The sequence below is a fragment of the Zooshikella ganghwensis genome (assembly GCF_018263875.1).
Lineage (GTDB): Bacteria > Pseudomonadota > Gammaproteobacteria > Pseudomonadales > Zooshikellaceae > Zooshikella > Zooshikella ganghwensis.
In genome coordinates, this window is record NZ_JAEVHG010000014.1 from 78,740 (window position 1) to 103,064 (window position 24,325).

Annotated in this window: 16 protein-coding genes; 11 read left to right on the forward strand and 5 right to left on the reverse strand. The window is 42.9% G+C overall.

Features of this window, described 5'->3' with window-relative positions:
- Positions 1-6: 6 nt before the first annotated feature.
- Genes KHS79_RS17800 through KHS79_RS17810 form a run of 3 tightly spaced genes read left to right on the forward strand, consistent with a single transcriptional unit; the run spans position 7 to position 8,351 of the window.
- Positions 7-6,756 carry an Hpt domain-containing protein gene (locus KHS79_RS17800; RefSeq protein WP_212720729.1) on the forward strand — a complete coding sequence of 2,250 codons (6,750 nt, stop codon included), beginning with the start codon at positions 7-9 and terminating at the stop codon, positions 6,754-6,756.
- Positions 6,749-7,834, forward strand: coding sequence for a chemotaxis protein CheB (locus KHS79_RS17805; RefSeq protein WP_212720731.1), 1,086 nt, complete (start codon positions 6,749-6,751; stop codon positions 7,832-7,834). Before KHS79_RS17800 ends, KHS79_RS17805 begins: the two co-directional genes overlap by 8 nt.
- A gap of 37 nt (positions 7,835-7,871) precedes the next feature.
- Entirely contained in the window at positions 7,872-8,351 is a 480-nt protein-coding gene (locus tag KHS79_RS17810; RefSeq protein WP_027706668.1) for a chemotaxis protein CheW, read from the forward strand.
- A gap of 72 nt (positions 8,352-8,423) precedes the next feature.
- On the opposite strand, the gene KHS79_RS17815 is transcribed toward KHS79_RS17810, so the two are convergent.
- The 5 genes from KHS79_RS17815 to KHS79_RS17835 form a co-directional block, all read right to left on the reverse strand.
- Positions 8,424-9,152, reverse strand: coding sequence for a 16S rRNA (uracil(1498)-N(3))-methyltransferase (locus KHS79_RS17815; RefSeq protein ID WP_094788880.1), 729 nt, complete (start codon positions 9,150-9,152; stop codon positions 8,424-8,426).
- A gap of 60 nt (positions 9,153-9,212) precedes the next feature.
- Positions 9,213-10,076, reverse strand: coding sequence for a methylenetetrahydrofolate reductase [NAD(P)H] (metF, locus tag KHS79_RS17820; RefSeq protein ID WP_027706666.1), 864 nt, complete (start codon positions 10,074-10,076; stop codon positions 9,213-9,215).
- A 77-nt stretch (positions 10,077-10,153) separates the two neighbouring features.
- Positions 10,154-11,524 carry an adenosylhomocysteinase gene (ahcY, locus tag KHS79_RS17825; protein ID WP_212720733.1) on the reverse strand — a complete coding sequence of 457 codons (1,371 nt, stop codon included), beginning with the start codon at positions 11,522-11,524 and terminating at the stop codon, positions 10,154-10,156.
- Between the two features lie 178 nt (positions 11,525-11,702).
- Positions 11,703-12,863: a methionine adenosyltransferase gene (metK, locus tag KHS79_RS17830; protein ID WP_094788879.1), complete on the reverse strand. Its 1,161-nt coding sequence runs from the start codon at positions 12,861-12,863 to the stop codon at positions 11,703-11,705.
- A gap of 23 nt (positions 12,864-12,886) precedes the next feature.
- Positions 12,887-13,903: an ArsR/SmtB family transcription factor gene (locus tag KHS79_RS17835; RefSeq protein WP_212720735.1), complete on the reverse strand. Its 1,017-nt coding sequence runs from the start codon at positions 13,901-13,903 to the stop codon at positions 12,887-12,889.
- A 218-nt stretch (positions 13,904-14,121) separates the two neighbouring features.
- Between KHS79_RS17835 and tkt the strand changes: the two genes are divergently transcribed.
- The 8 genes from tkt (at position 14,122) to KHS79_RS17870 (ending at position 23,814) form a co-directional block, all read left to right on the forward strand.
- Positions 14,122-16,125, forward strand: coding sequence for a transketolase (gene tkt, locus KHS79_RS17840; protein ID WP_212720811.1), 2,004 nt, complete (start codon positions 14,122-14,124; stop codon positions 16,123-16,125).
- A gap of 268 nt (positions 16,126-16,393) precedes the next feature.
- Positions 16,394-17,413 (forward strand): type I glyceraldehyde-3-phosphate dehydrogenase, encoded by a 1,020-nt coding sequence (gene gap / locus KHS79_RS17845; protein ID WP_027706661.1) that lies wholly within the window; start codon positions 16,394-16,396, stop codon positions 17,411-17,413.
- A gap of 158 nt (positions 17,414-17,571) precedes the next feature.
- A complete protein-coding gene (locus tag KHS79_RS17850) occupies positions 17,572-18,738 on the forward strand; it encodes a phosphoglycerate kinase (RefSeq protein ID WP_212720737.1) in 1,167 nt (388 codons plus the stop codon).
- Between the two features lie 124 nt (positions 18,739-18,862).
- Positions 18,863-19,894 carry a class II fructose-bisphosphate aldolase gene (gene fbaA, locus KHS79_RS17855; protein ID WP_027706659.1) on the forward strand — a complete coding sequence of 344 codons (1,032 nt, stop codon included), beginning with the start codon at positions 18,863-18,865 and terminating at the stop codon, positions 19,892-19,894.
- Positions 19,895-20,116: 222 nt separating this feature from the next.
- Positions 20,117-21,943, forward strand: coding sequence for a carbamoyltransferase family protein (locus tag KHS79_RS17860; RefSeq protein WP_212720739.1), 1,827 nt, complete (start codon positions 20,117-20,119; stop codon positions 21,941-21,943).
- Entirely contained in the window at positions 21,930-22,325 is a 396-nt protein-coding gene (locus KHS79_RS17865) for an SxtJ family membrane protein (protein WP_212720741.1), read from the forward strand. Before KHS79_RS17860 ends, KHS79_RS17865 begins: the two co-directional genes overlap by 14 nt.
- Positions 22,326-22,384: 59 nt before the next feature.
- Entirely contained in the window at positions 22,385-22,477 is a 93-nt protein-coding gene (locus KHS79_RS25955; protein ID WP_233468492.1) for a DUF5989 family protein, read from the forward strand.
- A gap of 2 nt (positions 22,478-22,479) precedes the next feature.
- Complete coding sequence (locus KHS79_RS17870) at positions 22,480-23,814, forward strand: hypothetical protein (protein WP_233468486.1); 1,335 nt, start codon at positions 22,480-22,482, stop codon at positions 23,812-23,814.
- Positions 23,815-24,325 lie beyond the last annotated feature (511 nt).

Sequence of the window (24,325 nt, forward strand, 5' to 3'; positions counted from 1 at the left end):
GTAGTTATGGGTGATCGCCACGACTATGTAGCCCTGGACTGGGTTAAAGGTGAGATAGAAGAAACGCTTAAACAGGCACGCCAAGCGTTAGAGGCTTATGCGGAAAACCCCCAGGATTCTACCAAGCTTCGCTTTTGTTTGAATTACATACACCAGGTGCATGGAACGTTGCAAATGGTGGAGTTTTATGGTGCTGCTTTGCTTGCTGAAGAAATGGAAGCACTCGCTAAAGGATTGTTAGATGAAGCGGTGACTAATAAGGGGGAAGCGCACGAAGTATTGATGCAGGCGATGTTACAGTTGCCAATGTATCTGGACCGGGTCCAAAGTGGACGCCGAGATTTGCCTGTTATTCTGCTACCTATTCTAAATGATATTCGAGCTGCTCGTGGTGAAAGCCTACTTTCTGAAACATCACTGTTTTCGCCTGATTTAAGCCAAAAAAATCCTAAACTGAGCGACGCTGCTTTAGCCAAGTTACAGGGGGAAAGTTTCAATACACTGGTGCGCAAGCTTCGGCAGATGTATCAGTTTGCCATGGTGGGTATTTTACGAGACCAGCACATGGCCGAAAACCTAGGTTATATGGCAAAGGTTTTCAATCGGCTTGAGCAGTTATTCATGAAAACCCCACTGGGACAACTTTGGTGGATTGCATCTGGGGTAATTGATGGACTTAATAATGGATCAATCCATAACAGCTCAACCATAAGGGCGTTACTCAGACAAATTGATATTGAGCTAAAACGGGTTACAGAAGAGGGACCTGAGTCGTTAAACCAGACAGCCCCTGATGAGCTTCTTAAAAATCTACTGTATTACGTTGCTAAAGCTGATAATGAAACACCTCGTATCAGAGCCCTTAAGGAAGCCTTTAATCTCGTTGAAGCGCTACCTGATGAAGACACGCTAAATCAGGAAAGAGATCTATTTTCAGGCCCTGATAAAGAAGCAATGGCTTCTGTTGTTACTGTACTAACCGATGAGCTAACCAGTATCAAAGAGGCATTGGACCTTTTTGTTCGCAGTGATCGTCATGATATTACCAACTTTAAAGAGCAGGTACCTGTCTTAAAACGCATCGCTGATACTATTGCTGTACTAGGTCTCGGTATTCCCCGCAAAGTGCTCATGGAGCAGCTTGATATCATGCAACAGATGGTTGCTGGTAACAGAGAGATGGATGATGCTGCGCTGATGGATATTGCTGGCTCCCTGCTCTATGTAGAAGCAACACTGACCGGTATTGTTGATAGCTCCACAGGTAAGCCGCGAGTAACAGAAAGTGTTGTGCCTGTCTCAGAGATGAGTGAGGCTCATGAAGCAGTCATTCGTGAGGCAAGGAACGGGCTTGAGCAAGCCAAAGATGCCATTATTGAATTTATTGCTTCTCAGTGGAATCACCAAAATTTAGTTAATGTCCCAGAAGTTCTAGACGCTGTTCGTGGCGGCTTAATCATGATTCCGCTTGAGAGGGCGGCAACATTGATTGCAGCTTGTCGGCGTTATGTGAAAGAACAGCTGCTGGATAAACAACAAGTACCTCAGTGGCAAGCACTGGATACGCTAGCTGATGCAATAACCAGTGTTGAATATTATTTAGAACGGCTTGCTGAGGGTAATACCAGTCAAAATGAATTAATTCTTGATGTTGCAGAAGAAAGCCTCGTACATCTTGGTTTCAGTAGCGATGACTTACGTCAGCCCCCGGTAAGGCCAGAGGCTGAAGTGCTAGCTGAGGCTGAAGCGCGTCAAGCGATAGAAGCTGCAGATACCTCTGGCGAGGAAGATGAAGGCCCTGTACTCAAAGAGCCTGAGGAGCTTGAAGAAGCTGAAGCATTGTACCCTGAAGAGGCTATAGAAACTCAAGAAGAGATAGAGGATATAGCGCTAGAGGAGGTTGCTCCAGCTGAGTCAGCTGAAGACGTTTTTGAAGCACCTGCAGCTGAACCAGAGCCTGTCACTGTTACAGCTGAGCCTGCACCTGTCGATGAGGAAGAAGAAAGCCTAATCGATGATGAGGTCATTGAGATCTTTATTGAAGAAGCGGGTGAGGTTTTAGAAACCATTAATGAATATCTCCCGAAATGGCAGAGTAATCTTGATGATGCCGATGCGCGTGGTGAAGTACGACGAGCATTCCATACTCTCAAGGGTAGTGGTCGCCTGGTAGGTGCAACTGTGGTGGGTGAGCTCGCCTGGGCTATCGAAAACATGCTGAATCGAATAATCGATAATACCATCAGCATTAGTGATGATCATTTTGATCTGGTGAGGCGCGTTACTGAAAGATTGCCAGGACTGGTTAAAGACTTTGAAAACCAACAGCAGAAACAAACACCAGATGTTGACGCATTTGTAGCTGAAGCAGAGGCCTATGCGAAAGGTCTACCTTTTGAAAAACCTGTAGAGGCTGAGACTTTCCCCGAAGAGTTAATGGCAGAGCCTGTTATTTCAGAAGATGATTTTGCTGAAGAGCAGGCGGCTCTTGAAGCAGAAGAATTAGCTGAAGATGAGATAATTTGGGAGTCTGCAGTTGAGTCGTTCATCATGGATGAACAAGAGCTGCCTGCTGATGAAGATGAAGAGGAAATCAAAGCTGAATCTGTTGAGGAAATTGAAGAGATTCCTCTACCAGAACAAGAGGAAGGTAGTGTCGCAGAAGAGCTTGAACTGCTGCAGATGGGCTTGACTGAGGAAGACATTCCTGCAACCGATGAAGTTGCAGAAGAAGTGGAAGTATCATTACCCAGTGAGGCAGCACCAGAGTTTGACCCTGTCTTGCTTGATATTTTCCATGATGAAGCTGTCTCCCACTTTGCAACGGTCAAACAGTTTGTTGCTCAGTACCATGAGGCTCAGCAACCGATTGCTATAGATGAGGCACTACAGCGTGCACTTCACACCCTGAAGGGTAGTGCACATATGGCGGGTGTTATTTGTATTGCTCAACTGGTATCGCCGCTAGAGCAGTTGATTAAGGATTTACGCGCCAACTTAGTAAAAGCAGATCATGAAGTGGCCCTTATCCTTCAGAGAGCGGGTGAGCTGGGTGAAACTGCCTTAGCGTCAATGAAGGCAAACCCACTTATGGAGCTTGATGGGTTGGACCAGTTTTTACAGGATGTTGATCAGATTCAAAGGCGACTTTTTGCTGAAGATGCATCAGAAGATGAAGCGGTAGAGCAAGACACTCAAGTGATCTCTATGTTCTTAGCTGAGGGCATGGAGGTATTGCTGGATGCAGGGGAAATCCTTGAAGAGTGGAGCCGTAATCCTGTAGCCGGTGACGAGCTAAACATGCTTCTTGAGGAGCTGGAAACGCTGGCTAAAGGTGCAGAAATTGCTGAGCTGGATCCTGTTGCAGAGCTCTGTGAAGCATTGATTGATGCGTACAGGGCTGTTGTTGAAGGCCAGTGTCCTTTAAGTGATGACTTTTTCAAAGCCGTACGTGATGGACATGAGCAGCTGATTAGTATGATGGATAGTATTGCTGCCGTCCAAACAGTTGAACCTGCTACCGACTGCATTCAGCAGCTCCATAGACTGACAGCAGAAGAGGATGTGGAAAGCTTTGAGATTGCTGAACCAGCAATGCCTGAAGTAGAAGAGGTTGATCTTAATGCTGATCTGGAAGAGTCACTGAACCTTGATGAAGAAACACTACCCATTATTGAAGTAGATACTGATATTGATATGGGGCTGCCAGAAGAGGAACTGGAAACCTTAAATATTGAGACAGAAGAGATTCCTGAAGAGCCTATTCAGTTGGGTGAGCTAGGTGAAGAAGCGCTGGAGGTAAGTACTCAGGAGCCTGAGCCTGTTGAGCAGCCAGCAGCACCAGTGGTTACTCAAGAAGAAAAAGGCCCGTTGATTGATCCTGAGCTGGTTGAAATCTTCCTGGAAGAAGCTGGTGATATCATGGAAAGCACTGCCAGCTCTCTCCAAAAATGGATTGAAAATCCAGAAAGCTCCATGGAGGTTAAGGAGTTACAGCGGGATCTTCATACTCTAAAAGGTGGTGCAAGAATGGCTGAGATCACTCAAATTGGTGATTTTAGCCATGAGTTAGAGTTTATTTATGAAGGTTTAAGTGATGGTCGACTGAAGACCGAAACACCTCTCTTTGACTTATTGTTGGCATGTCATGACTTGTTAGCAGATATGCTTGATGAGCTTAAAACGCAAGGCTATTGCCGTAACGTCGACTGGCTTATTGATGCTTTAAAAACTTACCGAGCTAATCCTGATAGTGGCATTCCAAACATTCACAAACTGCTATCGCAAACCAGTGAGCTTGAGCAGACCAGCCCACCAAAGCCAGAACTGGAGCAGGCTCCGTTAGTTACTGGAGAGCTGGCGGAGGCTAGCCCTCATGAGCCAGCAGTTGCCCAGGACCTGGACGATCTGGCGTTAGCAGATACTGATGTACTGGATATCTTTTTGGAAGAAGCTGTTGACTTGGTTGATGGTGTCGAAAGGTCTACAGATGCCTGGCGCAAAGATCCAGCCAATGGCCAGTATGCGGATGAGTTGTTACGTTTACTCCATACTCTGAAAGGTGGTGCTCGCCTTGCAGGACTCTCTAAGCTAGGGGATTTTACCCATGAGTTTGAGATGTTTATTACCCAAGCTCAAAATCGCTTACCTGACTTAGAAGGTGCTTTCTTTGCGGATGTTTTCACTCGGCAAGATAAGTTGCAAACGCATGTTGATCATGTGAAAAAGCATATGTCAGGTGAGGTTCCTGTGGTAGCTGAAAAAGCTACTCCTGCGGTTGCAGAACCATCTGCGGAAATTCTTCCGTTTACTCCAAAAACAAAGGCAGTTGAGCCAGTATCACCTGGGGATACCATGCCTGCGAAGGTGAAGCCGATCTCAGCGGCTAAGCGCGCGGCAGGGAAAGCTCGTCAGCCCCAAGAGATGGTGAAAGTGCCTGCTGATTTGCTAGAAAGCCTGGTTAACCTTGCCGGGGAAACCAGTATTTCGAGAGGCCGGGTTGAACAGCAGATTTCGGATATCAGTTTTACGCTTGAGGAAATGCATACCACTATTGAGCGGGTTCGAGAGCAGCTGCGCCGGCTTGATATTGAGACACAAACCCAGATTATCTCTAAACACGAAGCAGAAGCTGCATCTATGGCCTTGGAGTTTGACCCATTGGAGATGGACCAATACTCCGAGCTGACCCAGCTATCTCGCTCACTCTTTGAATCTGCCAGTGACTTAATGGACTTGAAAGAAGCATTGGTTGATAAAAACCGCGATGCTGAAACACTTCTGTTGCAACAGGCACGTGTTAATACTGAGCTGCAAGAAGGGTTAATGCAGACACGCATGGTACCCTTTAACCGTCTGATGCCTAGGCTACGCCGAATTGTCCGGCAAATATCCAGTGAGCTGGATAAGCAAGTTGAGTTTAATGTTGAAAATGCAGAAGGTGAAATGGACCGAACTGTACTGGAGCGTATGGTTGCACCTTTAGAGCATATGTTACGTAATGCCATCGACCATGGTATTGAGCCTGAAGAGCAGCGGAAGGCTTCAGGCAAAGAAGCTGTTGGGCAAGTAGCTTTGAGCTTATCCCGTGAAGGGGGCGATATTCTATTAGAAATGAGTGACGACGGTAGTGGGGTTAACCTTGATGCTGTCAGAGCTAAAGCTATCGAACGTGGGCTTATGGACCCTGATGCTGACCTTTCTGATAATGAAATATTGCAGTTTATTCTTGAGGCTGGCTTTAGCACCGCACGCGCTGTGACCCAGATTTCTGGACGTGGCGTGGGTATGGATGTGGTGCATAGTGAGATTAAGCAGCTGGGTGGTTCAGTGACAATTCACTCAACGCCAGGCAAAGGAACAACTTTCCGGGTTCGCCTACCGTTCACTGTATCTGTGAACCGAGCACTGATGGTTTACATAGGTGAGGACTTATATGCTATTCCTTTAAATAGTATTGAAGGGGTTGTTCGGGTCAGTCCTTATGAGCTTGAAGCGTATTACGAAGATGATGCTCCAGACTTTGAATATGCTGGGCAGGATTACAAGCTTAAGTATTTAGGTGATTTGTTACACCGCTCTGGCAAACCTAACCTACAAGGTGCTTTGGCGCCTTTACCAGTGATTTTGACACGTGGTGCTGAGCACAGTGTTGCGCTTCAAGTAGATAGCTTAGCAGGTAGCCGCGAGATCGTTGTAAAAAGTCTTGGTTTCCAGTTTGCCAGCTTACCAGGTGTATCAGGTGCTACTATTTTGGGTGATGGTCGTGTCGTAATCATCCTTGATGTCGTTGCTCTGATACGTTCTGATTACGCACATCAAGGACTGCTGCTTACTGCAGAAGTGGTTGCGGAAGAGATTGAGGTACCGGCTCAAGTTGAGCGTATACCATTGGTTATGGTGGTTGACGACTCGGTAACGGTACGGAAGGTAACTTCAAGACTGTTAGAGCGTAATGGTTATGAAGTTTTACTTGCACGGGATGGGGTAGAAGCTATTTCATTGCTGCAAGATCGCAAACCTGATGTGATGTTGCTGGATATTGAAATGCCAAGGATGGATGGCTTTGAAGTGGCTAGTACGGTTCGAAATGATAGGCGCTTAAAGAGTGTGCCGATTATCATGATAACCTCACGTACTGGTGAGAAGCACCGGGAGCGTGCTTTAGCCATTGGGGTCAATGAGTATTTAGGTAAGCCCTTCCAGGAAGGCCCCTTACTAGAAACAATTGAGCGAATGGTAAAAACGGATGCCTAATGAAGGCAAGAGTGGATGGCGGGGAAAAATAGGTGTTGTTGCTGACTCATCATTACAGCGGCACCTACTTCAGGTATTGATGCAAACCCATCATTATGATGTGTTAATCAATACCTCGCCAGATCGCCTTGAGCCAAGCCACCATGAATTGAAAGTTGATGCGTGGTTCATTGACGTCACTGGAGAGGATGGCTGGGCGGAGCCACTTGATGATTTGCTGGATGCTAGTGAGGTACCTGTATTATTTGGTGAAGGGGAAGCACCTGCCAGAACGTCAGAGCTATACCCTCGCTGGGAGCGAAGAATACTGGCCAAGCTTGAGCAAGAGGTCATTCCCACTTTACAAGAGCAGGTTGAAGATAAGCCCGCAGCTGAACAATCCGCTATTCCTACGCTATCAACTCCGATTAAGCTTGATTTTAAGGCCCGGGAAAAGGTTATTGAGCTACCTGACCTGCCAAATAAAGAGCTTGCTTCTAAAGCGCCACAACGGGTCTGGGTATTAGGGGCATCGTTAGGAGGGCCTAGCGCAGTCAAAGCATTTTTGGACTGCCTGCCTGGTGATTTGCCAATTGCCTTTGTGTATGCCCAGCATATCGATGCCAGCTTTGAAGAGGTGTTAGTAAACTCTGTGGGACGACATAGTTGCTTAAAGGTGAAAAACGTCGTTGAAGGGGACCCGTTGCGAAGTGGTGAAGTCTTAGTAGTACCGATAGAGCAAGAAATTGTCTTCGATTTTGATCAAACAGTTCAGTTTACTGGAGAGACTTGGCCTGGTCCTTATAACCCATCGATAGACCAGGTAATGCTCAATGTATTGGCAGGTTTTCAGGATAAGTGTGGTGCCATTATTTTTAGTGGCATGGGGCAAGATGGTGCTGATGCGGCTGAATTTTATGCTGAGCGCAAATTACCGCTTTGGACACAATGTAAAGAAAGCTGTGCAAGTAGCACGATGCCTGATGCGATAGTGGCTAAAGGGTTAAGTGCTTTCAGTGGTACACCGCAATTACTTGCTCAGCAGTTGGTAGAAACACTGGTGGCTGATATAAAAAAAAATCCTGGACTAACTGCCTAGAAATGATTTGACGTAAGAGAGAAAGAGATAAAGCCCTATGGCAAAAGCACAGTTAACCCAAGACCGGGATGAAGTTCTTTCAAGCTTACTCATTCCCATCCAAGACAAAATGTTGTTGTTACCTAACGTGAGTGTGGCTGAAATCATTGGTTTTCAACAACCTTCATCTTCAAGTGATACTCCTGAGTGGCATCTTGGACAGATAAATTGGCGCGATCAGTCAATACCGGTCATTTCGTTTGAAGTGGCTAACGGTGAGGAGTATCGAGGCACCAGCCGTAATGCAAGGGTAGCGATTATTAACAGCATCAGTGGCAATCGGGAGCTGCCTTTTTTTGCCATTGTCGTGCAAGGTATACCACACTCAGTACGCCTAACAGAGTCAGATGTGATTGCTCAGGATGAGCCTAACCAAGGTGAGCTTGAAGCAATGCATGTACTTGCCCATGGTGAGCCAGCAATCATTCCTAAACTTGATAGCCTTGAAACGATGATTTTGGCTTATGGTTTAGCTTAAGCTCGCGATCTATTTTACTAAACTTAAAAAGCCTGCAAATGCAGGCTTTTGTTTTTTAATACAGCGATACTTCTATCGCCAATCCCCCCAGCAATACTGAAGTACCGCAAGTGCTGCCACGGGTGCTGTTTCTGTTCTCAAGACACGCGGACCAAAGGTTGTCGAATGAAATTGATGTTGGTTAGCCAGGCTGACTTCTTCCTCTGTTAGTCCACCTTCAGGGCCAATGAGTAGCGCAATATCATGGGGTTGTTTATGGTTGCCCAGTGGGGTTGCAGCATGGTGATGCAGCACTAATCGTAATGCTTCCGAACGTTGGGCTAGCCATTGATCAATGGGTAAAGGCGCATGGATTTCAGGTAACAGATTACGGCCACATTGTTCGCACGCACTTATGGCAATTTGTCGCCAGTGCTGTAGCTTTTTTTCCTGCCTTTCTTTGGCTAGTTTGACTTCACAGCGTGCGCTAAACAGCGGTGTAATTTGTGTCACCCCCATTTCTGTCGCCTTTTGAATAGCGTAGTCCATACGCTCACCACGAGATAAACATTGGCCTATGTGGATTGATAAGGGCGATTCATGCTGGGTTGTGAGTTTCTTAAGTACATTGGCAACAACAGTCTTTTTGGAGACCTCGCTAAGTTCTGCTAAATAGTCATCCCCTGTGCCATTAAATAAATAAATCTGTTCCCCAGGCTTCATTCTTAACACTTTACCCACATGGTTGGCGGCTAAAGCATCAAGTGTCAGGAGGGTAGTATGGGATAGTGGTTGGGGAGTATAAATTCGAGGAATTCGCATGAGGTCAATCACTAAGCTATATTGCCAGAACGGCAACTATAGCATAGTGAGAGGTTCTGATTAACGTCGATTTGACAGGTCCAGATTATTCCAAACAGCCAAACTTGGATCGGCTTGGTTAAGCGTATAAAAGTGAATACCTGGTGCGCCAGCGTCTAGTAGCTGCTCACACAGTCGAGTGATAACTTCTTCCCCAAACTGACGAATACTTGTGATGTCATCACCGTAGGCTTCAAGTTGCTTTCTGATCCAGCGAGGTAACTCTGCACCACAAGCATCACTGAATCGAGCCAGCTTGGTGTAATTAGTGATCGGCATAATGCCAGGGGTAATTGGAATGGTAATGCCCAGTTTTTCACAGCGTTCAACAAAATAAAAATAACTGTCGGCATTATAAAAATACTGGGTAATTGCAGCATTCGCTCCAGCATCAACTTTACGCTTAAAGTTTTCCAGATCTTTTTCTGCATTAGGCGCCTGAGGGTGAATTTCAGGATAGGCAGCGACCTCTAAAATAAATTGCTGTTGTGTTGTTTCCCGAATAAAGCTGACAAGCTCATTAGCATAGCGCATTTCGCCTGTAGCTAGCCCCATTCCAGAAGGCATATCCCCACGAAGTGCAACGATACGCTTAATCTGATGTGTTTTATAATCGTTTAATAAGTCTGCGATTTCTTCTTTACTGGCACCAATACACGAGAGGTGAGGTGCAGTATCTATCTGTGTTGCTTCAGTTATTGCAAGCACGGTGTCTTTGGTTCTATCACGGGTAGAGCCTGCAGCGCCATAGGTGACAGAAAAAAAGTCAGGTTTATACTCGGCCAGTCTCTTCGCCGTTGTTAAAAGCTTTTCTTGGCCTGCCGGAGTTTTGGCTGGGAAAAATTCAAAGCTAAAGCGTTTTGGGTGTTTTTTTTGTGATTCCATAGTTGTGGCTATACGACAGTTTTACCATGTCTTCCTGGCCAGCTAAGGCGAATAGCCAGGAAGTGCTCTGGTATAAATTAATATTTATAGCTATCGGGTTTATAAGGTCCCTCAACAGCTACATTAATATATTTAGCTTGCTCAGGTGTGAGTTGGGTAATCACACCACCAAAACCTTCCACCATATAGCGAGCTACTTCTTCATCGAGTTTTTTAGGCAGTACTCGTACATAAAGACTTTTGGTCTTTTCGGCAGGTGATAGGTCTGCAAACTTGACTTGGAATAAATGAATTTGGGCTAAAACCTGATTGGCAAATGAACCATCCATAATACGTGATGGGTGGCCTGTAGCATTACCCAGGTTAACGAGCCGTCCTTCAGAAAGCAGTAGAATGAAATCTTTAGTCTCATCACTGCGATAAATTTTATGGACTTGGGGTTTAATTTCTTCCCAACGCCAGTGTTTACGCATGTAGGCCGTATCAATTTCGATATCAAAGTGACCTATGTTACAGACAACGGCGCCAGGTTTGAGTGCAGCTAACATAAAGCGATCACAAACATCGGCATTACCGGTAGTTGTAACAATTAAATCAGTGGTATTTAATAGGACTTGATTAATACCATCAGCATTGCCTGTATTTTTGCCGTTGATATAGGGGGATACGACCTCAAAGCCATCCATGCAGGCTTGCATAGCACAGATGGGGTCAATTTCGGTCACTTTAACAATCATGCCTTCTTGTCGAAGGGAAGCAGCTGAGCCTTTGCCGACATCACCATAACCAATCACCAGCGCTTTTTTGCCAGAGAGTAAATGGTCTGTTCCTCTTTTTACCGCATCATTCAGACTATGGCGACATCCATATTTATTGTCATTTTTGGACTTGGTGATGGCGTCGTTAACGTTAATGGCGGGTACTTTTAAGGTGCCTTGCTCAAGCATTTCAAGTAGACGGTGGACACCTGTAGTGGTTTCTTCTGAAATGCCATGTACCGCATCTAATAATTCGGGGTATTTATGATGGAGTATTTCTGTTAAGTCACCACCATCATCTAGAATCATATTACCACCCCAAGGCTTTCCATCTTTGAGAATGGTTTGCTCAATACACCACAAGTATTCTTCTTCTGTTTCACCCTTCCAGGCAAAAACAGGAACACCTTTATCTGCCATTGCTGCTGCAGCATGATCTTGGGTTGAGAAAATATTACATGAGGACCAGCGTACTTCTGCGCCGAGATCAATTAAAGTGTCAATTAATACAGCAGTTTGGATTGTCATGTGAATACAGCCCATGATTTTCGCGCCGGCTAAGGGTTTTTGATTTTTATATTGGGCACGAATAGCCATGAGGGCGGGCATTTCTGTTTCAGCAATGGCTATTTCCTGGTGTCCCCAGTCTGCCAGAGAAATATCAGCCACTTTATAGTCATTATTTGCCATAGCTTCTGTCCTGTGATTTGTCATTTTTTATTATAAACGGGCGATGTTTGCTGAGATCGCGCAATTCAATGTGTTGCAAAAATATGGCTAAAGCGGCTTTATTAAAATCACCATGATAAAAAATAAGGCCAAAGTTGCGCATATTTTTGCAACATTTCAATCCTTGAAGTCTAGGTAATTAGCTTACTGCATCACGAAGAATTTGAGCTTTGTCTGTTTGCTCCCAGGAAAACTCAGGTTCTTCACGGCCAAAGTGCCCATAGGCTGCTGTTCTCTGGTAAATAGGACGCCGTAGATTCAGCATGTCAATTAAACCTTGTGGTGTTAAGTCAAAGTGCTCACGTACCAAAGCTTCAATTTGTTCGTCTGACGCTTTACCTGTACCGAAGGTGTTAATACTGATCGAGGTTGGTTCAGAAACACCAATGGCGTAAGACACCTGAATTTCACAGCGTTCAGCCAGACCTGCAGCAACAATATTCTTGGCCACGTAACGACCTGCATAAGCTGCACTACGGTCTACTTTTGATGGGTCTTTACCAGAGAATGCACCACCACCATGACGAGCCATACCGCCGTAGGTGTCAACAATGATCTTGCGGCCTGTTAGTCCACAGTCACCAACAGGTCCACCAATAACAAACTTACCGGTTGGATTGATAAAGTACTTGGTATGCTTGCCAAGCCACTCAGCTGGTAGTACAGGTTTGATAATTTCTTCAAGCACAGCTTCGCGAATATTCTCTTGGCTGATGCCTTCTTCGTGCTGGGTTGAAAGGACGACCGCATCAATACCCACTGGCTTACCGTAGCTGTCATAATGGAAAGTGACCTGGCTTTTTGCATCGGGACGTAACCAGGGCAAAACACCACTTTTGCGCACATGAGCTTGGCGCTCTACCAAGCGGTGTGCATAAGTAATAGGCGCAGGCATCAGTACCTCGGTTTCATTGGAGGCATAGCCGAACATCAGGCCTTGGTCGCCAGCACCGAGTTTTTTGCTGTCGCTTTCATCGACACCGACGGCGATATCAGCCGACTGTTTACCAATCGCATTTAATACAGCACATGAAGCGCCATCGAAGCCCATATCTGAATGGTCATAACCTATTTTCAGTACAACATCACGAACAAGGTCTTCAATATCTACATAGGTTTCAGTGCGGACTTCGCCTGCTACCAAAACCATGCCTGTTTTAACCAGCGTTTCAACAGCAACGCGTGCATTAGGGTCGTCTTTTATAATGGCATCTAGAATGGCATCGGATATCTGGTCCGCTACTTTATCAGGATGTCCTTCTGAGACGGATTCTGACGTAAACAAAGAGTATTCAGCCATAACGGCATATCCTTTTCTGGAAATTAAGTGATACTTGATTCATTTGGCTTTGATTGTTTACGAAAGCAGCGTACCTGGATCTGGAAACCATTACGCAGCCCAAGGTACAGGCTTTCTCCTGTTTCCAACTGGGCATTGTGTGCCCACTCGGAAAAGTCTTCACTGGCAAACCCCAACCATAAGTCGCCACAATTATCCCTGACCCAGCTTTGGTCATGGCGGCAAAGGTCGCATACCACCAGATGCCCTTCTGGCTTAAGAAGTTTACCAATGGTGATAAACAGCTCTGCGGGTGAAGGAACATGGTGTAAAACCATATTCATTACCACACAGTCTGCTTGTACTCCACGCTCAAGTGCTTGCTGGGCTTCCCCATGTATAAATTCAACATTATTAAGCTGGTTCGCCTGAGCAAAGGCTTGAGCACGGTCTAACATTTGCTGTGAGTTATCAACAGCAAAAATCGTTGAAAACTGTGGTGCTAGCTCCGCAAGAAATACCCCTTCACCTGGACCAATTTCAATGGCCGTATTTTTTGACTCAAAGTGAAGCCCATGGACAGCATCAGCAGCAACCCTTGCGTATTGTCCGTATTCTGCAATAAGCACTTGCTGTTCATTGAAGCGGTCAGCATGGCGTGCAAAGAACGCCTGGGATGATTCAGCACGCTGGGCACGAATCATATCCACCCCTTGCTGATTCTTTTCCTCCAAAGGCAACTGATCAAGGTTATTGAATAAACCTTGAATGACAGCTCTTAGAGGATGGGTTTGAGGTATCACCGCTCGTCGGTAAAAGATCGAATTACCTTCGCGATGGTGCGTAATTAGTTCAGCTTGAACTAATACTTTTAGGTGATGACTGACACCAGACTGTCGGCAATCCAAAATAGTTGATAACTCAAGAACTCCAAATGAGTTGTTTTTTAGTACCCGTAAAATAGCCATTCTTTGAGGGTCTGCACAGGCTTTGCAAAGCCTGACCAGTCGATCAATCGAAAGGTGATAGGTGTCATTTGGTAGTAGGTCTTGGGATTTCATGTGGGGCAGTCTAGCAGTATTAAAATGTGATCACAATATCTATATCAAATCTCATTGATATAGATATTGTTTATTAATATTTGCTTTTTAATATTTGATGGTTGGTAGGTGGTTTTAACGTGCAAGAAATTTGCTGTGAAGGCCAGAAAAAGCGAAAATGCCGTTCTTTGGTTGCTACTTGAACATCCTAGGAGTTTTCCATGCCGTCTAGTGAAGCCATGTCACCTCGGAAAGAATGTGCTAATGCAATTCGTGCACTTAGCATGGATGCAGTACAAAAGGCTAAAAGTGGCCATCCGGGTGCCCCCATGGGCATGGCAGATATCGCAGAAGTACTTTGGCGCGATTACCTGCAACATAATCCTGTAAATCCTAACTGGAGTAACCGTGACCGGTTTGTACTATCTAATGGTCATGGCTCCATGTTGTTGTACTCTTTATTGCATTTGAGTGGTTATGAGTTGTCTATTGATGACTTGAAGAACTTCCGCCAACTGCATTCAAAAACAGCAGGACACCCAGAGTATGGTTATGCGCCTGGTGTTGAGACAACAACAGGTCCTTTGGGACAAGGTATTGCCAACGCAGTAGGTTTTGCTGTTGCAGAAAAAGTATTGGCAGGCCAATTCAATCGTCCAAATCTTTCTATTGTTGATCACTTTACTTATGCATTCTTAGGTGATGGCTGCCTCATGGAAGGTATTTCCCATGAAGTGTGCTCTCTCGCTGGTACGCTGGGGCTTGGTAAGTTAATTGCCTTTTATGACGATAATGGTATTTCCATTGATGGTGAGGTAGAAGGCTGGTTCACTGATGATACTGCCAAGCGTTTTGATGCTTATGGCTGGCAAGTTATTCCTGGTGTTGATGGTCATGATCCTGAAGCCATTAAAGCGGCGATCGAACAAGCTCGTGCTAACACGGATCAACCCACGTTAATCTGCTGTAAAACCATTATTGGTTATGGTTCTCCAAATAAGTCTGGTAAAGAAGAATGTCATGGTGCCCCTCTGGGTGATGATGAAATTGCCTTAACTCGCCAGCAGTTGGGTTGGCAGCATGCACCTTTTGAAGTACCTGAAAGTATTTATAGTGCTTGGGATGCGAAAGAAGCGGGCAAAAACCGTGAGCAGCAATGGAATGACCTATTTGCTGCTTATCAAAAAGAATATCCAGAGCTAGCTGCTGAGTTTAGTCGTCGCATGAGTGGTGAGTTGCCAGCTAACTTTTCTGCTCAAGCGGACCAATATATCCGTGACTGTCAGCTGACAGGTGAGACTATTGCAAGTCGTAAAGCATCGCAAAATACCTTAAACGCGTTTGGTCCTTTGTTGCCTGAGTTTATGGGTGGTTCCGCTGACCTTGCAGGTTCTAACCTGACATTATGGAAAGGTTGCGTAGGTGTAAGCAAAGAGATGCCTGCAGGTAACTACCTGTTTTACGGGGTTCGTGAGTTTGGGATGTCTGCGATCATGAATGGCCTGGCATTGCATGGTGGTTTTGTGCCTTATGGTGCGACGTTCCTTGTGTTCATGGAATATGCACGTAATGCCGTGCGTATGGCTGCTTTGATGAAGAAGCGCAGTATTTTCGTGTATACACATGACTCTATTGGTCTGGGTGAAGACGGTCCTACACACCAGCCGATTGAGCAATTAGCGAACCTAAGATCAACACCCAACCTCGCAATGTGGCGTCCATGTGACACGGTTGAAACTGCAGTAGCATGGAAGTCTGCCATTGAGCGTGTAGATGGCCCTTCTGCATTGATTTTCTCTCGTCAAAACCTGCCTCATCAAGCACGTACTGATGTTCAAGTTGCAGATGTAGCTAAGGGTGGATATGTACTTCGTGATAGCGAAGGTACACCTGACTTGATTCTAATTGCAACAGGTTCAGAAGTGGGCTTGGCGATGGATGCGGCTGATGCACTATCCGTTAAAGGACATAAGGTGCGTGTTGTATCAATGCCTTCTACTGATGTGTTTGATGAGCAGTCTGTTGAATACAAACAGTCAGTTTTACCTTTAGAAGTCACCGCAAGAATTGCTATCGAAGCTGCCCATGCTGACTTCTGGTATAAATATGTTGGCTTGGATGGTCGTATTGTGGGTATGACAACCTATGGCGAATCAGCACCTGCGGGTGAATTATTCGAGATGTTTGGCTTTACAGTAGACCATGTTGTGAGTACTGCAGAAGATTTACTTTCTGATATTTAATTCCGGCATGCAGAAATGGGCGGCGTTAGTCGCCCATTTTGGTTATGGGGCAGGTTTTATAATGTTCAATAACAAAGCATGTAGTAGAGGTTAATTCGTTACTTTGCTAAGCTTGACAGTGACTAATAAGTGCTACCAAGAAGTCTCATACAAACATTACGTGGCTGTTAACAACAACATATAATAGACCAGTCGCTCCTAAGTAAAGTGTTTACCTGATTGGAGTTTTTTCAGAAGTGAAACTTAAAGTGAGGTATCCAGTAACTTAATGGCCCACCGTATAGCAATTAATGGTTATGGTCGAATTGGGCAGTGCGTATTAAGAGCGTTATATGAAAACCGTTATCGCCAGCACCTGCAAGTAGTAGCCATTAATGAGTTAGCCGATCCTGAAACAATAGCTTACCTTACCCGTTTTGATACTACGCATGGTTATTTTCCTGCTCAGGTCAGACAAGAAAATAATTCACTCGTTGTTAATGGGGATCAAATACGGCTGCTTAATCATCCCGAACCTAAAAATTTGCCTTGGGAGGCACTTGGGATTGATTTGGTTTTGGAGTGTACGGGCTCCTACACAGATAGAGAAACTGCCGAAGTGCATCTGCAAAGTGGTGCTAAACGGCTGTTATTTTCACAACCAGCAGAATCTACAGTTGATGCCACCATCGTTTATGGTATTAACGAAGTACAATTAAAACCTTTCCACAGAATTGTTTCCAATGCGTCTTGCACCACCAACTGTATTGTTCCTGTACTAAAAACATTAGACGACCATTTTGGTATTGAGCATGGGACGATTACCACTATCCATTCCGCCATGAATGATCAGCCGGTTATTGATGCATATCACCATACAGACTTACGTCTGACACGAAGTGCAATGCAGTCAATTATACCGAGAGATACTGGATTGGCTAAGGGAATAGACCGTCTCATGCCTCACTTAGCTGGGTGCTTCGCTGCTTTATCAATGCGTGTACCTACCATTAATGTGTCAGCAATGGACTTAACTGTACAGGTAAAACGTACAACAACCGTGGCGGAAATAAATGAAATGATCCGTCAAACGGCTCGAGGCCCATTAAGAGGGCTGATGAGATACGTTGAAGAGCCACTTGTTTCATGTGATTTTAACCATGATTCACACTCATCTATAGTTGACTTGACCCAAACCAAAGTTATTCGTGGTCAGATGGTGAAAATGGTCACCTGGTTTGATAACGAGTGGGGATTTGCCAATCGTATGCTGGACGTCAGTCTACATTGGCTTAAGCAGATGGCTTGAAACAACACAAAAATTCTCGATTACACTACATCTTATGGTGTTGTCGAGTGCTCCAATGACATCACATAAACCAATAAAAACAGTGAAAGATAGGAGTAATACACTCATAGATGTGTATTGAGTAATACGTTGCAACAAGAAGGTATATAGGAAACAGCATGACCATATTGAAAATGACTGATCTTGATCTGGCGGGCAAGCGAGTACTTATCCGTGAAGATCTAAACGTACCCATAAAAAATGGAAAGGTTGCCAGTGATGCTCGTATCATGGCTTCTTTACCAACGGTTAAGCAAGCCATCGCTGCCGGTGCAAAAGTGATGCTAATGTCTCACTTAGGTCGTCCAACAGAAGGTGAATCTGCTGAAGAGTTTTCTTTAGCACCTGTTGCAGAATATATGAGCGAAAAACTAGGCCAGCCAGTTCGCTTAGTGAAAGACTGGCTTGATGGCGTTGAGGTGGACGCTGGAGAGGTCGTATTACTGGAAAATGTTCGCTTTAACAAGGGCGAGAAAAAGAATGATGAAGCGTTAGCTAAAAAAATGGCTGCGCTATGTGATGTTTACGTTATGGATGCATTTGGTACCGCTCACCGGGCACAAGGATCTACCCATGGTGTTGGGCAGTATGCTCCAGTAGCGTGTGCAGGACCTTTGTTAGCCAATGAATTAGATGCTTTAGCAAAAGCTCTATTGAGTCCTGCTAAGCCTGTTGCTGCTATTGTCGGTGGCTCTAAGGTTTCTACCAAGCTGACCGTACTTGAATCATTATCAAATGTCGTTGATCAGTTGATAGTGGGTGGTGGTATCGCTAATACATTTTTAGCCGCTGCAGGCAAGCCTGTAGGTAAGTCTCTATGTGAGCATGACTTGATTCCTGAAGCTAAAAAGCTAATGGCTAAAACCAATATTCCACTGCCTGTTGATGTAGTTACTGCTAAAGAGTTTTCTGAATCTGCAGAAGCTACTATTAAATCTGTAGATGATGTTGCAGATGACGATATGATTTTAGATATTGGCCCTGAAACAGCAAAACAGTTTGCAGAATTGCTGGCTGAAACTAAAACCATTATCTGGAATGGACCTGTAGGTGTTTTTGAGTTTGACCAGTTTGGTGAAGGTACAAAAGCGCTTTCACTTGCAATTGCAGATAGTGATGCTTTTTCTCTGGCGGGTGGGGGCGACACACTTGCGGCAATTGATAAGTATGATATTGCTGAGAAAGTGTCTTATATCTCTACTGGTGGTGGAGCTTTCTTGGAATTTGTAGAAGGCAAAAAACTACCTGCTGTGGCAATGCTTGAAGAGCGTGCTCAACAAAGTTAATTACACCATATAACCAAAGCACATTGCGCTTGGTTATTAGATTTTAAGGTAATGGGCTTGGCGACGGGTTGAGCTCACTACACTACAAACTTTTAAATATTTCAATAATCGGAGAAAACGCATCATGCCAGTGGTTAATTACCAACAGTATTGTCAAATGCTGGATAATGCAAAGCAGAATAAATTTGCCTACCCAGCAATTAATGTTTCTTCCAGTGAAACAGCTAATGCTACTTTGCTGGGCTTAAAAATGGCAAACTCTGATGGCATTATTCAAGTATCCACAGGTGGTGGAAAGTTTGCGTCTGGCCAAGCTGTAGGGTCAATGTCAAAAGGTGCAATTGCGCTGGCTGTTTACGTACATATTCTTGCTGAAGAGTATGATATTAACGTTGCTCTGCACACTGACCACTGCCATCCAGAGTATGTTGACTCATTCTTGAAGCCACTTATTGAGGAAACTAAAAAACGTCGTGCAGCAGGTTTGCCTAATCTGTTTAACTCTCATATGTATGATGGTTCAGCTCTACCAATGGATCAAAACATTGCAGAGTCTAAAAGAATCATGGCTGACTGTGTCGCTAACGAAATTATTCTGGAAATTGAAACAGGTGTTGTTGGTGGGGAGGAAGATGGTCACGACACCTCCGGTGTTTCTGCTGACAAGCTCTACACTACACCAGAAGATATGGTGATGGCAGCGAAAGAAATTGGCTCAATGGGTCGTTTCTTGCTGGCCGCAACGTTCGGTAACGTACATGGTGTTTACAAGCCAGGTAACGTTAAACTGAAACCCACTATTTTGCGTGATGGGCAAGATGCTGTAGCAAAAGCGCTAGGTAAAGATGCCCGTTTGGACTTAGTGTTCCACGGTGGTTCTGGCTCTGAATTGCATGAAATTCATGAGACACTGGAATACGGTGTAGTTAAAATGAATATTGATACAGATACACAATATGCATTTACACGTCCTGTTGTGGATCATATGTTTAAAAACTATGACGGTGTTCTAAAAGTTGAAGGTGAAGTAGGTAACAAGAAAGTCTACGACCCTCGCTCTTGGGGTAAAGCTGCAGAGTTGGGTATGGCTGAACGTATTGCTCAAGCATGTCGCGACTTGCGTTCTGAAAATACATCATTGGGTAAAAATATCTAAACATCCCTGTTTAGTTATTCCAAAAAAAGGGGCCGTATAGGCCCTTTTTTTTATCTATGAGCAAAAAAAGTATCGTAGTTTTTTAATGATTATCTAAATCATTACTCATTTCTTTAATAAATTTTATTTAAGTTTGTGCGAAAGGTATAACAGCTTTCTCTCATTGAACTAGAGTAATAGCTATATTTATGAAAATAAAATTTTATAAGAAAGAAAACTGTAATGACTTATATATTAGGTATTTCTGCATATTATCATGATAGTGCTGCAGCCTTACTGAAAGATGGAAAAATTTTATATGCCTTACAAGAGGAGAGGTTTAGCAGAATAAAGCATGACGCAAGATTTCCTGTGAAAGCCATCAAGATGTGCTTGTCATTGGAAGGTATTCAACTGTCTGATGTTGACTGTGTGGTGTTTTATGACAAGCCCTTATTGAAATTTGAACGTTTGGTGGAAAGCTATTTGGCTTATGCACCCAAGGGCTGGCAGTCCTTTAAAACCTCAATGCCAATTTGGCTTAAAGAAAAGCTATATCTTAAAAGAGAAATTAAGCAACAATTAAGTAATATTGCTGAGGAAAAATTTAAAGGAAAACTGTTCTTTTCTGAGCACCACTTATCTCATGCTGCATCAGCATTTTATCCCTCACCATTTGATAAGGCCCTTATTCTTTGTCTTGATGGGGTAGGAGAGTGGGCTACATCGAGTGCCTGGTTAGGCGAAAAAGAAAAAATTACACCTTTGTGGCAAATTAATTTCCCTCATTCAATAGGTCTACTTTACTCAGCCTTTACCTATTTTACAGGTTTTAAAGTTAATAGTGGCGAGTATAAGTTAATGGGGTTAGCGCCTTATGGAGAAGCAAAATATAGTAACTTAATAAGAGAAAAAATTGTTGAGATAAAGGATGATGGGTCATATAAGTTAAATATGGAGTATTTTGACTATGTTACTGGGTTGAAAATGACAAATGACTCCTTTGCAAAATTGTTTAAAGATGAGCCTCGTAAACCAAATCAGTCTATTCGACAGTTAGATCTTGATATTGCTGCATCAATACAAGAGGTAACCGAGGAAATTATTTTGAAACTTGCTAATACACTTTATAAAGATAAGCAAATTAATTCTATTTGCTTATCTGGTGGGGTGGCTTTGAACTGCGTGGCTAATAGCAAGTTGTTACAAAGTGGACCTTTTTCTAATGTTTGGATTCAACCTGCTTCTGGCGATGCGGGAGGGTCACTAGGTGCTGCATTGGCTCTATGGTACTTACATTTCAATAATGAGAGAAGGGTTTGTCATAATGATAATATGCGAGGAGCATTTCTTGGGAATAAGTACTCCTTAGAAGAAATAACCCACTATTTAGATAGTCTCAATGTAGTTTATTCTATAAAATCTGATGATGAACTTTGTGTTGATGTTGCAAATGAAATTAATAACCAAAATGTTGTTGGTTGGTATCAAGGGCCAATGGAGTTTGGTCCAAGAGCATTGGGAGGTAGATCAATAATTGGTGACCCACGTTCTCCAGATATGCAAATGAAAATGAATATGAAAATTAAGTTTAGGGAGTCATTTAGACCGTTTGCTCCTGCAGTATTAGAAGAGTATACAGAAGAATACTTTGACTTTTCACAGGTAAGCCCTTACATGCTATTTACAGCTCCTGTAAAAGAAAATCATAGGAAGAAAATTCCTGACTCTGTAAAAGGGTTAGAGCTATTAAGTATTGAAAAATCTGATGTGCCTGCAATAACTCACGCGGACTACTCTGCAAGGCTGCAAACTGTAAGTGAAGAAACTAATCCTAAGTTTCATAAACTTATTTCAAGTTTTTACAAGCTTACAGGTATTCCAATGGTAATTAATACATCTTTCAATGTTCGAGGAGAACCTCCTGTATGCTCGCCAAAAGATGCTTTCGAATGTTTCATGGCGACTGACATGGATATACTGGTATTGGAACAAGCTCTTATTTATAAAAGTCAACAGCCAGAAGAATTACTGGCAAGAAAATGGAAAAGGGACTATGAACCAGACTGATAGAAAACAGGTTAATAGTTTTTTTGTTATTTTTGGTGTGATGGTAATACTTATTTTTGGACTTTTATTACCATGGATTTTTGAGTATGAAATACCATTATGGCCTTTTATTATTGCTGGCACATCTTTTTTACTCCTACTTGCTAGCTTTGATTTCAAGAACAAATTGTTTGATGGTTGGATGAAGTTTGCTGGAGTGCTTGGTAAAGTCAATACTTTTTTAATATTAGCTTTACTGTTTTTTATTGTAATAACCCCATTTGGTTTTGTCCTGCGAAAACTTAAAAAACTTGAGATAGAGTCAGGTGAATATGAGTCTAAGAGTAGCTATATAATACCATCAGACCATATGAAAACATTTGATTTCGAGAGGCCTTTCTAATGTGGGATTTAATGAAAGATCTTTGGGGGCTGATGAAAGCTCGCAAAAAATACTGGTTAATGCCAATTATTACAGTATTTGTACTGTTAGGGGCTTTAATCGTTTTATCTCAAGGCTCAGTCATTGCTCCTTTTATATATACACTATTTTAACTATGAACGAGAAACTTAAAGAATATACTGCTATTGGCTTAATTACTCTATTCTTACTATCTATTGCCTTGCTTTTATTGAGGTATTTAGCGCCTGGTTTGCTTGGTCAAGGTACTGACTTACAACTAGTACAAATAGATAAGAAGGTTCCTCCTTTCTTTGACAATATTTTCAGAGACGAAGACATTAAGTCTATGGAATTTCTAATACAAGATCCAGTTTTTAAAGTGAGAGCTAAACCACTATTACCTGAAATGGGGGGAATTGGTCCCCACGATATATTAGGGTTTCGAAACTTTGGCGTTCCAAATCATGCAGAGATAGTGATTGTGGGAGATAGCCAAACCTATGGCAATAATGCACCTATTATATATAACTGGCCACATATCTTTAATAATTACTTGGATTCGAAAAATAAATTTATAACGCAATACACTATGGCCACAGGTGGTTGGGGAGCAATTCAATACTTTGAAGCTGCGCGAAATGCTTCAGTTTTTCAGCCTCTTCTTCTGATAATTGCTTTTTATACTGGTAATGACCCTTTAGAAACTTTCAGTTTAGCGTATGGATCAGATCTTTGGGCAAGGTATAGGCTGAATACTAATTTGTCAGCCAATGATGCTCCTACGGTTGAGTTTCCAGAACCGAAAAAATATCAATGGGCTGTCAGTTTTGGTGATGGTGTATCAACAGTTTTTACACCTAAAATTCGTGGTGAGAATAACTTGCAATCGCCTGTTGTTGATGTTGGGTATAAAATAATGCTGCAGGTAGCAAAAGATATAAGAAATATTTTAAATCCAATTAATATTAAAACTATATATACTATTATCCCAACAAAAGAGCTAGTTTATAAAGATAAAGTTAATCTAGAAAAAGGATTGAGTACTCCAGATCATTATAAAAAATTAATTGCAGATGAGGAAGTGCGAATCAAATGGTTCAGTGAAGAGTTGAGTAAGATTGGTAATGGAAGTGTGTATATAGATATTGTTGAGCCTTTACAGAAAGCTGCTTTAAATCGAGTCATGCTATATCCAAAAAATGAAAATGGCCATCCAGTATTATCAGGATATGCTGTGATTGCTCGAGCTATTGCTGATACCATAGTCAAGGAAATTCCAGATTTTACGCAAGGGTTTGCAGTAGCAGAGAGTGCATCATATCCTGGTCTTATTTTTGTTGATAAGAAAAAGTTCTGGATGGTTTTTGATCGAGAGTTAATTGAAAAATTGAATGTAAACGAGCTACCTAGGTTGAGAGAAGATCAATTAAAAAGGTTAAAGCCAATGGGTAATTTTGCTCAAGTTCAACATATTTATACAAAAAAATAAGACTAAAAACGTACAAATTTCGGATATTGACTTAAAGCTATAGTGATATAGAGCTTACACGAATTATTTTTATTTCTGTTGTCGGTAACGCTCTTGTTGGATTAACTAAGCTGTACTAATGCGTACTGATACATTAGTACAGCTTAATTGTCAGATATTTTCACTATGTCTACTTATTAATATACGCTTTTTAACAGGATGAGAGTCTTACTAGCGCTTTTAAAAACAACTGTGGATGTTATCACTTCTTAAATTATGTGCGACTTCAGAGCTAAACTATATTGTTGTACGTTGGTTTGATGTGCTTGGGTGAGCTTATTTCTATAAATATTGCGTATAAGCGACATTTTTGTTAAAATACTGCGACATAAAAAGGGAGGTGAGGTTTATTTATAAACCATAACAGGAGATTGTAAGTATACAATCTGTAACAAATTTTTATCAGCAACTACTCTGTTACATAAAAGTAACATTTTTAATTATTATCACTATGTTTCTTTTATCTCGCGGT

Bases quoted from the DNA above. Each gene is read 5' to 3' on its own strand.
- KHS79_RS17835 (WP_212720735.1), bottom strand. From the start codon at position 13,903: ATGAAATCCCAAGACCTACTACCAAATGACACCTATCACCTTTCGATT.
- KHS79_RS17870 (WP_233468486.1), top strand. From the start codon at position 22,480: ATGAACGAGAAACTTAAAGAATATACTGCTATTGGCTTAATTACTCTA.
- KHS79_RS17815 (WP_094788880.1), bottom strand. From the start codon at position 9,152: ATGCGAATTCCTCGAATTTATACTCCCCAACCACTATCCCATACTACC.
- KHS79_RS17860 (WP_212720739.1), top strand. From the start codon at position 20,117: ATGACTTATATATTAGGTATTTCTGCATATTATCATGATAGTGCTGCA.
- KHS79_RS17810 (WP_027706668.1), top strand. From the start codon at position 7,872: ATGGCAAAAGCACAGTTAACCCAAGACCGGGATGAAGTTCTTTCAAGC.
- metK (WP_094788879.1), bottom strand. From the start codon at position 12,863: ATGGCTGAATACTCTTTGTTTACGTCAGAATCCGTCTCAGAAGGACAT.
- KHS79_RS17800 (WP_212720729.1), top strand. From the start codon at position 7: ATGGGTGATCGCCACGACTATGTAGCCCTGGACTGGGTTAAAGGTGAG.
- tkt (WP_212720811.1), top strand. From the start codon at position 14,122: ATGTCACCTCGGAAAGAATGTGCTAATGCAATTCGTGCACTTAGCATG.
- gap (WP_027706661.1), top strand. From the start codon at position 16,394: ATGGCCCACCGTATAGCAATTAATGGTTATGGTCGAATTGGGCAGTGC.
- KHS79_RS25955 (WP_233468492.1), top strand. From the start codon at position 22,385: ATGCCAATTATTACAGTATTTGTACTGTTAGGGGCTTTAATCGTTTTA.
- KHS79_RS17865 (WP_212720741.1), top strand. From the start codon at position 21,930: ATGAACCAGACTGATAGAAAACAGGTTAATAGTTTTTTTGTTATTTTT.
- metF (WP_027706666.1), bottom strand. From the start codon at position 10,076: ATGGAATCACAAAAAAAACACCCAAAACGCTTTAGCTTTGAATTTTTC.
- ahcY (WP_212720733.1), bottom strand. From the start codon at position 11,524: ATGGCAAATAATGACTATAAAGTGGCTGATATTTCTCTGGCAGACTGG.
- KHS79_RS17805 (WP_212720731.1), top strand. From the start codon at position 6,749: ATGCCTAATGAAGGCAAGAGTGGATGGCGGGGAAAAATAGGTGTTGTT.
- KHS79_RS17850 (WP_212720737.1), top strand. From the start codon at position 17,572: ATGACCATATTGAAAATGACTGATCTTGATCTGGCGGGCAAGCGAGTA.
- fbaA (WP_027706659.1), top strand. From the start codon at position 18,863: ATGCCAGTGGTTAATTACCAACAGTATTGTCAAATGCTGGATAATGCA.